Raw genomic sequence first — 13,041 nt, forward strand, 5'->3', positions numbered from 1 at the left:
GACGGCGAGCGCCCGACAGCCTGCGAGTCGCGCGCCGACTCACGAAACGTCCCCCTCGCCGGCGGCGAGTCGATGAGCCAGCCGGTAGATGTCGCCCGCTCCCAGCGTGAAGATCAGGTCGCCTTCGCCGACCTCGGAACGAAGCCGGTCGGGCGCCGCCTGCCACGGTCCGCAGCCGCTGATGCTCGGATGACCGGCGCGAGCAGCGGCGGCCACCACCAGACCCGCGTCGACTCCCGGGATGGGCCGCTCGCGGGACGGATAGATGTCGGCGACCAGCACGTTGTCGGCGAGCAGCAGGGAGCGGCCGAAGTCCTCCGCCATGTCCCTCGTGCGACTGAACAGATGGGGCTGGAACACGGCGTGGATCCGGCCCGTCCGGGCGCCGTTCCCGCCGCTGGGACCAATTACCTCGCGGGCCGCCTTCAGCGTCGCCTCGACTTCGGTCGGATGATGCGCGTAGTCGTCGATCACCGTCGCACCGCGCCACTGCCCTACCCGCTCGAACCGCCGGTGGATGCCCCGGAAGCCCGAGAGAGCCCTGGCCGCCGCCTCGAAGTCGAGCCCGACGGCCCGCGCCGCGGCGACCGCCGCGAGGGCGTTCAGGACGTTGTGACGCCCAGGCAACGGCAGTTCCAGGACACCGAGCGGACCAAGGTGGGCGTCGGCGACCCCGAAGCGGACACCCGCGCCGGTCGGCGACGCGTCGAGCGCCCGGAGGTCGACCCCCGGATCGAAGCCGTAGGTGACGATCCGCCGGTCGGCGAGGCGCGGCAGCAGGTCCCGGACGTTCGGGTCGTCCGCGCAGGCGATCACCTGGCCGAAGAAGGGGACGCGGCCGGCGAAACGCGCGAAGGCAGCCTGGATGTCGGCCAGATCGCGGTAGGTGTCGAGATGATCGACGTCGATGTTCGTGATCACCGCGACCACCGGCGCCAGATCGAGGAAACTCCGGTCGAACTCGTCCGCCTCGGCGACCAGGTAGTCGCTGCTCCCGTAGCGGGCGCCGGTGCCCGAAACGCGAAGGCGTCCGCCGACGATCACCGTGGGGTCGAGGCCGGCGTCCGTCAGCACGCTGCCGATAAGCGAGGTCGTCGTCGTCTTGCCGTGGGTACCGGCCACGGCGACGCCGTACTTGAGCCGCATCAGTTCGGCGAGCATCTGGGCGCGGCGGACGACAGGCACTCCCCGCCGCCGGGCTGCGACGACCTCCTCGTTCCCGGCCGGAACCGCGGACGAGATGATCACCAGGTCGGCCCGGTCGACGTTGTCCGCGCTGTGACCGATGGCGACTTGAGCGCCGAGCGCCGCGAGCCGCTCGGTCGTTTCGCTCCCCTCCAGGTCGGAGCCGCTGACCTTCAGCTGGTAGTTCAGCAGGATCTCGGCGATTCCGCTCATGCCGGCACCGCCGATGCCGACGAAGTGGACGCGCTTGAGCCCCGCGGTGCGCAGGAACAGCAGCATCAGCCGGCCCTCCCCCGGCGCCCGGAGGTTCCGCGCTCCGCGATCTCGCACACCCGGGCGGCGATGTCGCTCGCCGCGTCGGTCCGACTCAGGCCCCGAGCCGCCCCCGCCATCGCCAGCAGACGCCCGCGATCCGCAATCAGCCGGGCGCAGCGGTCCGCCGCTGCTTCGCCCTGCAGGTCGTCCTGGTCGACCAGGATCGCGGCTCCCGCCCCGACCATTGCGCAGGCGTTCCCGCGCTGGTGCCCGGCGGCCATCGGCAGCGGGACATAGACCGCCGGCCGGCCGGCGGCGGCGATCTCGGCCACGGTCACCGCTCCGGCGCGCGACACGATCAGGTCGTGCGCCTGCATGGCGCCGGCGGTGTCCCGGATGAAGCCGGTCACCGTCGAGGAAAGCGCCGGCGTGGCCACTCCCCGGTAACGGTCGCGGGTCTCGTCGACCCAGGCCGGGCCGGACTGGTGCGTGACTTCGACCCGGCTCGGCCCGGCGGCACGGGCGAACAGACCGGGCAGATGACGGTTGAGCGCATTGGAACCCTGACTGCCGCCAAGCACCAGGACCCGAACGCGGTCGCCCGGAAGACGCAGTTCCTCGATCTCCCGGAAGGCCCGCCGCACCGGCACGCCGACCAGCCGCGCCTCGCACAAGAGGCTCCCGGCCGCGGACTCGAAGGCGACGCCCGCCTCGGTCGCGAAGCGCGACAGTCTCCGGTTGGCGGCGCCGCTCTCCGCGTTCGGTTCGAGCAGGTAGAGCCCGCAGCCATGGAGCCGGGCGGCCAGAGCCGCCGGCGCGCAGACATAGCCGCCCGTCGCGAACACGAGCGCCGCGCGGAACCGGCGCAGCAACGCCGCGGCGCGGAGGGTCGAGAACAGGAGGACCGCCAGGGCAACCGCACGCTGCGCGCCGCCGCGGTCGACGAACGGTCGGGCGGGGAGCGCCCTGAAGTCGACTCCGGCCGACGCCACCAACCGTTCCTCGAGGCTGCCGCGGCGGCCGACCCAGGCGGCGTTCCAGCCGAGAGTCCGCAGCTCGTCGGCCACCGCCAGGCCGGGGAAGACGTGGCCGCCCGTGCCGCCGCCGGAAAAGACGACCGTGCCGCGGTGAGTGCCGGTGCTCATCCATGCTCCGAGACGCTCAACAGCAGACCGCAGGCGATGAGGGTCATGACGAGGGACGACCCCCCGTGCGACAGGAACGGCAGCGGCGTGCCGGTCACCGGCACCAGGCCGACCGTGACGCTGACGTTCACCAGGACCTGGATCAGGACCGCCGACGTCAGCCCCCAGGCAAGGAAGCGACCGAAAGCATCCGGAGCGCGGTGTCCGGCGGCATAGCCGCGCCAGGCAAGCACCGAAAAGGCGGCCAACACCGCGGCGGCGCCGAGCAGGCCGAGTTCCTCGCTGACGATCGAGAAGATGAAGTCGGAACTCGCGAGCGGCAGGAAGTAGAGCTTCTGGGCGCTTTCTCCCAGACCCTGGCCGGTCAGGCCGCCCGATCCGATCGCGATCCAGGACTGCAGCACCTGGAAGCCGTTTCCGGAGGGATCGTTCTCGGGTGAAAGAAAGCCGAGGAGGCGTTCCCTGCGGTAGGGCTCCGACCAGATGAAGACAGCGAACAACCCCGGCAGAACCACCATCGCGGGAGCGATCCAGCGCCAGGAGAGGCCGGCAAGGAAGAGCATGACCCCGGCGATCCCCAGAATGAGCGCGGCGCTGCCGAAGTCCGGCGCCTGCAGGACGAGCAGGGTGACCAGCCCCACCGCGAGGCCGCAGGGCACGAGCACCCGGGGCTGGCTGACACCCTCCGGACAGCGGTGGATCTGGTAGGCGACGAAGACGACGACCGCGATCTTGGCCAGCTCCGACGGCTGGAAGGTCAGCGGCCCCACGGACAGCCAGCGGCTGCTGCCGTTGATCGGCGCCGACGCCAGCACGACGACCAGCAGGAGGAGCGACGCACCAAGGCCGGCATGGACCAGCCATGGCTTCGCCCAGCGCCGGTAGTCGATGCTCATGATGACAAGCATCGCCACCAGGCCGAAGACGGCCGCGAGCAACTGGGTGACGAACTGGCGCTTGAAGCCGCCGCCGGGGTCGGGCGGGTTGGCCGAGTAGACCATCACCAGGCCCGCCACGACGAGCAGCACGACGACCATGAAGAGGACCTTGTCGATCGCGAGCTTCCTAGCCATGGCCGCGCTCCCCGCCGGCCATCGCCAGCGCCCGCACCTGTTCCTCGAAGCGGCGGCCGCGCTCCGCGAAGTCCTCGAACTGGTCGAAGCTGGCGCAGGCCGGCGACAGCAGTACCGCCTGGCCTTCGCTCGCGGCCGCCGACGCCGCTTCGACCGCGCGCTCCAGCGTCCCGCACGGGCGGCACTCGACAGCGCCGCGGAGCACCGAGGCGATGACCGGGGCCGCCTCGCCGATCAGGTACACCGCCGCCGCCCTGGCGCCGGCCACCGACGCCAGTTCGGCGAAGGCCGCGCCCTCGTCCTTCGCCCGGCCGCCGAGGATCAGGTGGACGCTGCCCTCACCGAACCCGGTCAGCGCCTTCATCGTCGCCGCCGGGTTCGTCGCCTTGGAGTCGTTGTAGTAGCGGACGCCGCCGACCGTGCCGACGAGGCGCATCCGATGGGGCAGGCCGTCGAAGCCGCGCAACGCCGGCGCGAAGCGGCTCGGATCGGCGCCGACGGCCGCCGCGAGCAGAGCGGCCGCCATCGCGTTCTCCACGTTGTGCAAGCCGTCGAGCGCCAGGTCGTCAAGCCGGAACAGCTCTCGCCGGAACTCCGGCCCCACCTCGATCACCCGGTCGCGGTCGAGATAGCAGCCATCCTCGACCTGTCGCAGCCGGGAGAAGAACCGGCGCCTCACGGCGGCCGGCGCGCCGTCGCGGCCGCTGCTCCAGCGGCGGGCCTCACCGTCGTCGGCGTTCACGACCGCGACGTCGCCGGCGGCCTGCCTGCCGAAGATGCGCGCCTTCGCGGCGGCGTACTCGGAGACGTTCGCGTAGCGGTCGAGATGGTCGGGGCTGATGTTGAGCAGGGCCGCCGCACGGGGGCGGAACCGGTCGATCCCCTCGAGCTGGAAGCTGGAGAGCTCCACGACGAAGACGCGGCCCGGCGGACCGTCCACCCGAGCGCATAGCGGCGTGCCGATGTTGCCGCAGACCTCCACCGGGTAACCGGCCGCCTCGAGCAGCGCCCCGGTGAGCGCGGTCGTCGTGCTCTTGCCGTTGCTGCCCGTCACGCCGACCACGGTCGGCGAAGCCTCAGCCTCCAGGAGGCGCCAGGCGAGTTCGACTTCGGCCAGGATCGGAACGCGGGCCGAGCGGGCGGCTCGCAGCAGCGGACGGTCTGGCGGCACACCCGGACTCAGCACGATCGCGTCGAGGTCGGCCGGCAACTCCGCCCCTTCTTCGGCCAGAAGCTCGTCGACCCGCTCCGTTCGCAACAGCTCACCGGCTCCAGGAGGCAGGTCCTCGGCCAGACGGCCGTCGACCGCCACCACGCGGACGTCCCGGTCGGAGAGCACCCGGGACGCCGCCACCCCCGACAAGCCCAGGCCGTAGACCAGCGCACTTTCCCAGGCGGAAACCGGCGCCGCCATGGACGTCCCCATACGGCTCACTTCAAGAGTCACCCGCTACCTCAACTTCAGGGTCGAGAGACCCAGGAACGCGAACAGGACGGCGAGGATCCAGAAGCGGACGATGACCTGGTTCTCGCTCCAGCCGCGGAGCTCGAAGTGGTGGTGCAGCGGCGCCATCCGCAGCACCCGCTTGCCGGTCATCTTGAAGGACGCCACCTGGACGATCACCGACAGCGCCTCCAGCACGAACAGCCCGCCGACCAGGACCAGCAGCAGCTCCTGCTTGGAGAGCACGGCCACCGCGCCGATCGTGCCGCCGATCGCCAGCGACCCGACGTCGCCCATGAACACCTGGGCGGGATGGGCGTTGAACCAGAGGAAGCCCAGACTGGCGCCGACCAGGGCGGAACAGATGATCGCGACCTCACCGGCCCCCGGCACGTAGGACACCTGCAGGTAGCGGGCGGCGATCGAGTTGCCGGCGATGTAGGCGAAGACCGCGTAGGTGGCGGCCGCGACCAGGGTGGCGCCGATGGCCAACCCGTCGAGCCCGTCCGTCAGGTTGACCGCGTTCGAGGATCCCGCGATCAGGATGGCGACGAACGGGATGTAGAAGACCCCGAGTTCGAGCACGAGGGTCTTGAAGAACGGGAAGCTCAGGTTCGCGTCGAGGTCCGTGAGGTTGACGAGGGCGGCGCCGAGTGCCGCGCCGACGACCAGCTGCAGGGCGAACTTCGCCCTCATGCTCAGGCCCCCGTTGTCGCGCCGCCTCACCTTGAGCAGGTCGTCGACGAAGCCGACGGCGCCCAGCCCGATCGTCGTACCGATGGCGAGCCAGACGTAGACGTTCGAAAGGTCCGACCAGAGCAGCGTCGGCACGATGACGGCGGTCAGGATCAACAGCCCGCCCATCGTCGGCGTACCGGCCTTGCTCTGGTGCCGCTCCGGCCCCTCCTCGCGGATCGTCTGGCCGATCGAGAGCCGCCGGGCCGCCCGAATGAAACTGGGGCCCAGGACCAGGCTGAGCACGACGCCGGTCAGAGCCGCGCAGGCGCAACGGAAGGTGATGTACTGAATGACGTTGAAGGGTGCGATCCGCTCGCCGAGCGGCAACAGCAGGTCCAGGAGCATCAGTTCGGCCTCTCCTGAAGCAGCGCCTCCACCAGGTGCTCCAGCGCCGCGCCTCGCGAGCCCTTGACGAGGACCACGTCGCCCTCCCCGATCAGAAGGGGGGCCCCCGCGCTCGCGGCCCGCGTGTCCTCGAACCAGGCGGTCTCGACGCCAGCCTCCCCGGCGGCCGCGACCGTCCCGGACGCCAGCTCGCCGACGCCGACGACCAGGCCGAAACCGCGTTCCGCCGCGTCGCGGCCCAACTGCCGGTGGTAGCGGCGCTCGGCGCTGCCCAACTCCAGCATGTCGCCCAGAATCGCGACATGGCGCTGGCCGTCGAGCAGGCGCGCCGCCTCGAGCGCCAGGCGCGCCGCCTCGGGGTTCGAGTTGTACGAGTCGTCCACCAGGGTGGCGCCCGACGGCAGCGAGACGACTTCGCCGCGGCCGGCGCCGGGACGGGAACGGCGCGCCGCCGACGCGACTTTCTCGATCGGCACGCCCAGCCGCAGGGCGCAGGCCGCCGCGGCCAGGAAGTTCTCGACGTTCACCCTGCCGTGCAGCGGCAACTCGACGTTCGCCGAGGCACCCCGGTACTCCAGCCTGAATCGCGTGCCCGGCTCTCCAGCCAGGGGCTCGACCCCGTGAGCCGTGACCTCGGCCCGCGGAAGCTTGCTCCGCGCCGGTTCCACTTCGTACCAGACCACGCTCTCCACACTCTTCGCCCTGGCCGGGGCCGCCTCCCGGCGCCGCGCAGCCAGGTATCGCTCGACCAGACCGACCACTCGCGGGTCGCCGGCGTTGGCGACGATCAGACCGTCGGCGGCGAGGCCTTCCAGGAGTTCCGCCTTGGCACGGGCGATCGCCTCGACGTCCGCCGGGGCGCCGGCCGGTTCCTCGAAGCCGGCGAGATGCGCCGGCCGGACGTTCGTGAAGATGGCCACGTCCGGCCGCCCCAGGCGGCTCACCGCCGCCAGTTCGCCCGGCACCGACATCCCCATCTCGGCGACCAACCACTCGCAATCCGTGCCCGTGGCCAGCAGCGTAAGCGGGAAACCGAGCAGGTTGTTCAGGTTGCCCGGGCTCTTGCGTACCCGCCAGCATTCGCCGAGCAGGAGGGCCAGCAGGTCCTTCGTCGTCGTCTTTCCCGCGGAGCCGGTCACTGCGGCCACGCGGATATCGAGAAGCCGCCGGTGATCGCGAGTCAGCTCGTGCAGCGCCTCCGCCACGTCGTCGACCCGGATCTGGGGACAGCCGGCGTCCGCCGCGGGCGTTCTGACCACCGCCGCCGCCGCGCCCGCGGCCAGGGCTGCCGCCACGAAGCGGTGACCGTCGGTCCGCTCTCCGGGCAGCGCGAAGAAGAGCTCGCCGCCTTCGACCCGCCGCGAATCGATCGCGGCGCCGCGGTAGCAGGCGCCGCCGTCGACCTCTCCGATCAGTGTGCCGTTCATGACTTTGGCCGCATCAGCGAGGAGCCGCCTCACCTCGAAGGCGCCTTCCGCCCTCCGGGCAACCCGGAGGCGCTCAGCGCAACCAGTGCCTCCCCGGCCTCCTCCCGGTCGCGGAATGGCAGCTTGCGTTTCCCGATGGTCTGCGTCGTCTCATGGCCCTTGCCCGCGATGAGCACCGCCCAGCCGGGTTCGGCGGCGGCCAGCGTGACGGCTCGACGAATCGCGGACCGGCGGTCCGGAACTACCTCGTGGCCGCAACCCCCGGCCGCGCCGAGTCCCGCCACGATCGTCCGGTGAATCAGCGCCGGGTCCTCGCTCCGGGGATTGTCGTCGGTGACGATGGCGAGATCCGCCAACTCGCCCACGGCGCGTCCCATCAACTCCCGCTTGCCGCGATCCCGGTCGCCGCCGCAGCCGAACACCACGAGGATGCGCCTGTCGCTCAGTTCGCGGATCGCCTCGATCGCGGCGCGCAGGCCGCAGTCGGTGTGGGCGTAGTCGATGAGCACCGGAAACTCCTGGCCGCGGTCCACCGGCTCCAACCGGCCGTCCGGGGGCTTCTCCGCGGCCACCGCGGCGCGGATCGCGTCCGGCGGCACTCCCAGGACGTTCGCCGCCGTGACCGCCGCCGTCAGGTTTTCGAGGTTGAACCGGCCGAGCAGCCGGCTGACGAGCGAGAGACGGAGCCCGGGCGCCTCGACCTCGGCCCGAATGCCCGCGAGGTCGAGCTCGGACCGGACGACGCGCACCTCGGCACCGCTACGGCCGGCGGCGCTGTAACGCCACACGTCAGCGTGGTTCCCGACCTCCAGCGCCAGCCTGCGGCCGTACTCGTCGTCGACGTTGATCACCGCACGACCGCCCGAGCGGAGCAGGGAGAAGAGCCGGCGCTTGGCCTCGTAGTAGGCCTCCATCGAGGAGTGATAGTCGAGATGGTCGCGGGTCAGATTCGTGAACACGGCGACGTCGAACCTCATCCCGTTCAGCCGCCCCTGATCGAGCGCATGAGACGAGACCTCGATCGCCGCGGACCGCGCTCCCAGATCCACCGCCCGCCTGAGCATCCGAAACAGGTCGCTGCTCTCCGGCGTCGTCCGGTCGGAAGCCGCGGAACTCAGCGGGCTCGTGTCGGAGCCCCCGTCGCCCGGCACGTGCGCCCTCCGGCCCAGGGTCCCGATCACCGCGGCCGATCGTCCAGCCTGGGTCAGACAGGAACCGATCAACTGGGCGGTCGTCGTCTTGCCGTTGGTGCCGGTGACCCCGACGGTCAGGAGCTCCCGCTCGGGGTGGTCGTAGAGCCTTGCGGCCACCGGCCCCATCTGGCCCCGTGGATCGTCGACCTCCAGCCAGGGAACGGAAGGCGCGGCAGGCGGCGGTCCGAAGGAGAGGACAGCGGAGGCGCCGCGGGCTATGGCATCGGTCGCGAAAGCCCGGCCATCGTGGACCTCGCCCCGCCAGGCGACGAAGAGGTCGCCGCTTCCGATGCGCCGGGAGTCGTGCTGAATCCCCGTGACTTCCGTGTCGGCCGCGGGAAGGCTCAGCTCTGAGCGCAGAGGCAGGTCGGCGACCGCGTCGCCGAGTCTCATCAGCTCGATCCCGCCGCCGTCCACAGCTCGCCCTCCGTCGGCGCGTCATCCTGATCGGGGCCCGCGGACTGGCCGCCCGCAGCCGCGACCCGGACCTGCGGCGGCCCTTCGAGCGGCGCGGGCGCCGGCTGCAACCAGACGGGCTGGCTCCAGCCCATCGGCTGGCGCGACGGCGTCGCGCCGAGATAGAACAGGGCTTCGCTGATGATGCGCTGAAAGGCCGGCGCCGCCACTTCACCGCCGGAGGTCGAGACGGTCGGCTCATCGATCATCACCAGGCAGACCAGGCGCGGCGCCCGCGCTGGAGCGATGCCGACGAAACCGGCGACGCGGCCGGTCTCCGAGTAACCGGAAGCGTCCGACTTCTCGGCCGTACCCGTCTTGCCGGCCACCCGGTAGCCGGCGATCGCCGCCTTGCGGCCCGTGCCGCTGACGACGACCTCCTCGAGCAGGCGGATCACCCGGTACGCGGTCGCCCTGGAGATCACGCGATGGCCACGGTTGCTGGGCCGCATGTCGACGACCTCCCCTTCCCGTTCCAGCGCGCGCACCAGGTAGGGCCGGTTCCAGACTCCGCCGTTGGCGACCGCGGCGTAGGCATTCGCAAGCTGGAGGGGCGTCACCGCGACACCGTGGCCCATCGAGGCGTACGCCGTCGTCTCCTGGTCCCAGACCCGCAGCGGAACGATGCCCGGGTGTTCGCCGTCGAGATCGATGCCGGTGACTTCGCCGAAGCCGAACGCCGTGACCAGCTCCTGCATCGTCTCCGACCCGGCCAGGCCACCCGCCTTGATCGCGCAGACGTTGCTCGACTTGGCGATCGCGGTGCGGAAGGTGAGTTCAGGAAACGGCTTGTGGTCCTTGATCAGGGCCTTGCCGACCCGGATCCGGCCGTTGCCGCAGTTCATGATCTGGTCGGGATGCACCACGCCTCGTTCGAACGCCCCGGCCGCCGTGATCATCTTGAACGTCGAGCCCGGTTCGTAGGAGTCCTGCAACGCACGGTTCCGCCGCTCGTTCGGGCCAAAGTCGCCGAAGCGGTTTGGATCGAAGGTCGGGTAGGAGGCCATCGCCAGCACCGCCGAGTCCTCGGGGGCCAGGATGACGACGCTGCCGGCACTGGCGCCCGTCGACTCGATCGTCTCGCGCAGGGCGCGCTCGGCGAGGTGCTGGATCGTCGCGTCGATCGTCAGATGGAGGTCCGCCCCCGGTTTCGGTTCGCCCAGGGAACCGGCAACCACGACCAGTCGCTGCTGGCCATCGCGAAGGACGTGCCTTCTGACCGATTCACCCGCGACTTCCCTGTCGTAGCGGTACTCCAGGCCGGCGAGGCTGCGGTCGGTGCCGACGAAGCCAAGCACGTGAGCCATCAGGGGGCCCATCGGGTACCTGCGCTTGCTCTCGCCCAGGAAGTAAAGGCCGGGGAACGCGGACAGGTCGATCCGGTCGGCTACCTCGCGATCGAGCTTGCGCGCCAGGGGCACATGGCCCGGTTTGTTGAGCAACGCCTCGATCCGTTCCCTGGACCGACCGACCAGGGGAGCGATCTCCGCGGCAACGACCGACGGCTCGCCCACCTTCGCGGTTTCGGCGTAGAGCGTGCTCGTCCCCACCGAGACGGCGAGTGGCCTGCGGCGGGCGTCGTAGATCGTGCCCCGCTTGGGATTCAGCACGACTTCGCTTCGCTGCTGGCGGGCGGCCCGTTCGCGGTACTCGTCAGCCCCGCTGATCTGCAGGTCGAACAGCCGAACGGCAATCGCGCCCATCCACAGACCACAGAACGCGACCAGCACCGCCAACCTTCCGACGTAGCGGCGGCGGGCGCTCCGCGCCCGGGGTCCCAGCGTGGTCACTGCGCCGCCTCCGCGACCGCACGGGCCTGCAGGAGGGACACGCTCTCGGAACTCAGGAAGACCATCTGGTCCAGTGTCGGCGGCGCCATCCCGAGCTCCTCCAGGGCCAGGGCAGAGAGCCGCTCCGGCCGGCTGAGCCGGGTCGCCTCCAGTTCGAGCCGAAGCTCCTGCTGCCGCAGCTCCTCCAGGCGCCGTTCGAGTTCCTCGATGCGGTAGCCGGCTTCCAGTCCCTGTTCATGCACCCAGGTGTACGCGAACACGGCCGCCGCGAACGGCAGCAGGATCGCGAACACCGGCCACAGGCCGCGCAGGCGACCGGGATCCCGCTGGCGCACCAGGAAGGGATTCGCGACCTCCTTGCTGACGCTGTAGCCGGTCTTCACCGTACCGGTTCCCTGGCGGCCACCCCGCTAGAGGCGCCTCGCCGCCCGCAACCGGGCGGACCGCGACCTCGGGTTGTACTGCACCTCGCTCGGCTCGGGCCGGATCGGCTTCCGCGTCATCAGCTCGATCAGGCGGGTCTCGGTGCGAGGCCGTCCGGTGATCGGATCCACTTCGCCCAGGGCGCCCGCCCGGAGCCGGTGCTTGACGATCCGGTCTTCCAGACTGTGGTACGAGATGACCACCAGCCGCCCGTCCCGCTCGAGCAGTCTCATCGCCTGTTCCAGCGTCGCTCCGAGGCCGGACAGCTCCTCGTTCACCGCGATGCGGAGCGCCTGGAAGGTCCTCGTCGCCGCGTCGATCGACCTGGCGCCGGCCCGCAGGGCGCGGCCACGCCGCACTCTGGAGGCGCCGACCGCCTCGTGAACCAGATCGCGCAGGTCATCCGTGGTTTCGATCGGCTCGCGACGGCGGCGCTCGACGATCGCGCGAGCGATCCTGCGGGCCTGCCGCTCCTCGCCGTAGTCGCGCAGCACCGTCTCCAACACGCTTTGGGATTCCAGATTCACGACGTCCCTCGCTGTCCTCGTTGCCGATCCGGGCGATTGGTCCATCCGCATGTCGAGCGGCCCGGACCGCATGAAACTGAAGCCGCGTTCCGGCCGATCGAGCTGGAGCGACGAAACGCCCAGGTCGGCGAGGACTCCCGCCGGCTGGCCGATGTCCGCCGCCGCCACGATCTCCCGGACCGACTCGAAGTTGCCGTGGACGACGCGCGCCCTCGGGCCGAACTCGCGCAGCCGGTCCGAGGCGTGTTCCAGGGCCTCCGTGTCCCGGTCGATGCCCAGGACCGAAGCCTCAGGGTGGCGCCGCAGCACTTCGGCCGCGTGGCCGCCCAGGCCGACCGTGCAGTCGACGAACCAGCCGCCCCGTTCGGGCGCAAGGAACCGCAGCACCTCAGAGACGAGAACCGGCCGATGGGTAGCAGTCTGTTCGCCCACATCGGTTAGCCGTCCCTGTCTCCGTTCTCCTCGAGCGCCTCGAGATCCCGTGTGAGCTCGTCCTGGTCCTCGTCCGTGAACGGGTTCGCCTCGAGTTCCTTCTCCATCCGGCCGAGGTTCCAGACCTCCAAACGGTCGGGCCTGCCGAAGATGACGACCTCGCGGTCGATTCCCGCGCGCTCCCGCAGCCGGCTCGGAACGATCAGCCGGCCCTGCGCATCGAGCCGGCTCTGCTGGCCGAAGTAGCTGACCCGGGCCTCGTACTTCCGCCGCATCCGGTGGGTGGAGGGCAGCCGGGCCAGCCGTTGCTCCGCCTGTTCCCAGAGCCGCAGCGGGTAGATCCACGCGCAGTCGCCACGCAGCGACGTGGTGAAGATGTCCGGGCCGTACCGCTCCTGGAGCGGGCGGAGGAAGACACTCGGCACCTTGAGCCGGCCCTTCGCGTCGATCTTGGCCTCTGCATGCCCTCGAAACATCGCCCACGCTCCGAGAGTCAGGTGGGCGGCATTGCCCACAAACTGACGCTCAGACGCGGAACACTAGCACCGTTAGGCCATTCTTGTCTACTTCAGACCACTTTGCTCCACTACGGAATCGAGGCGCTCGAC

At 70.8% G+C, this 13,041-nt stretch carries 11 protein-coding genes; all 11 read right to left on the reverse strand.

Features of this window, described 5'->3' with window-relative positions:
* Nucleotides 1–39: 39 nt before the first annotated feature.
* The 11 genes from murC to OXI49_17130 are packed head-to-tail and all read right to left on the reverse strand — an operon-like array spanning nt 40 to nt 12,909.
* Nucleotides 40–1,464, reverse strand: a complete 1,425-nt coding sequence (gene murC / locus OXI49_17080; GenBank protein MDE2692218.1) for a UDP-N-acetylmuramate--L-alanine ligase — start codon at nt 1,462–1,464, stop codon at nt 40–42.
* The gene (gene murG / locus OXI49_17085; protein ID MDE2692219.1) at nt 1,464–2,585 is read right to left on the reverse strand and encodes an undecaprenyldiphospho-muramoylpentapeptide beta-N-acetylglucosaminyltransferase; all 1,122 of its coding nucleotides are present in this window, start codon (nt 2,583–2,585) and stop codon (nt 1,464–1,466) included. Before murG ends, murC begins: the two co-directional genes overlap by 1 nt.
* Nucleotides 2,582–3,658, reverse strand: coding sequence for a putative lipid II flippase FtsW (gene ftsW / locus OXI49_17090; GenBank protein MDE2692220.1), 1,077 nt, complete (start codon nt 3,656–3,658; stop codon nt 2,582–2,584). The genes murG and ftsW overlap by 4 nt, the downstream gene beginning before the upstream one ends.
* Nucleotides 3,651–5,084 (reverse strand): UDP-N-acetylmuramoyl-L-alanine--D-glutamate ligase, encoded by a 1,434-nt coding sequence (murD, locus tag OXI49_17095; protein MDE2692221.1) that lies wholly within the window; start codon nt 5,082–5,084, stop codon nt 3,651–3,653. Before murD ends, ftsW begins: the two co-directional genes overlap by 8 nt.
* A gap of 24 nt (nt 5,085–5,108) precedes the next feature.
* Nucleotides 5,109–6,185, reverse strand: coding sequence for a phospho-N-acetylmuramoyl-pentapeptide-transferase (gene mraY, locus OXI49_17100; protein MDE2692222.1), 1,077 nt, complete (start codon nt 6,183–6,185; stop codon nt 5,109–5,111).
* Nucleotides 6,185–7,612 (reverse strand): UDP-N-acetylmuramoyl-tripeptide--D-alanyl-D-alanine ligase, encoded by a 1,428-nt coding sequence (locus OXI49_17105; protein MDE2692223.1) that lies wholly within the window; start codon nt 7,610–7,612, stop codon nt 6,185–6,187. Before OXI49_17105 ends, mraY begins: the two co-directional genes overlap by 1 nt.
* 29 nt (nt 7,613–7,641) lie before the next feature.
* Nucleotides 7,642–9,198 (reverse strand): UDP-N-acetylmuramoyl-L-alanyl-D-glutamate--2,6-diaminopimelate ligase, encoded by a 1,557-nt coding sequence (locus OXI49_17110; protein MDE2692224.1) that lies wholly within the window; start codon nt 9,196–9,198, stop codon nt 7,642–7,644.
* The gene (locus OXI49_17115) at nt 9,198–11,051 is read right to left on the reverse strand and encodes a penicillin-binding protein 2 (protein MDE2692225.1); all 1,854 of its coding nucleotides are present in this window, start codon (nt 11,049–11,051) and stop codon (nt 9,198–9,200) included. The genes OXI49_17110 and OXI49_17115 overlap by 1 nt, the downstream gene beginning before the upstream one ends.
* Nucleotides 11,048–11,434 carry a cell division protein FtsL gene (locus OXI49_17120; protein ID MDE2692226.1) on the reverse strand — a complete coding sequence of 129 codons (387 nt, stop codon included), beginning with the start codon at nt 11,432–11,434 and terminating at the stop codon, nt 11,048–11,050. The genes OXI49_17115 and OXI49_17120 overlap by 4 nt, the downstream gene beginning before the upstream one ends.
* 27 nt (nt 11,435–11,461) lie before the next feature.
* The gene (gene rsmH / locus OXI49_17125) at nt 11,462–12,433 is read right to left on the reverse strand and encodes a 16S rRNA (cytosine(1402)-N(4))-methyltransferase RsmH (GenBank protein MDE2692227.1); all 972 of its coding nucleotides are present in this window, start codon (nt 12,431–12,433) and stop codon (nt 11,462–11,464) included.
* A gap of 5 nt (nt 12,434–12,438) precedes the next feature.
* Entirely contained in the window at nt 12,439–12,909 is a 471-nt protein-coding gene (locus OXI49_17130; protein MDE2692228.1) for a division/cell wall cluster transcriptional repressor MraZ, read from the reverse strand.
* Nucleotides 12,910–13,041 lie beyond the last annotated feature (132 nt).

This window comes from Acidobacteriota bacterium, assembly GCA_028875725.1.
Taxonomy (GTDB): domain Bacteria; phylum Acidobacteriota; class Thermoanaerobaculia; order Multivoradales; family Multivoraceae; genus Multivorans.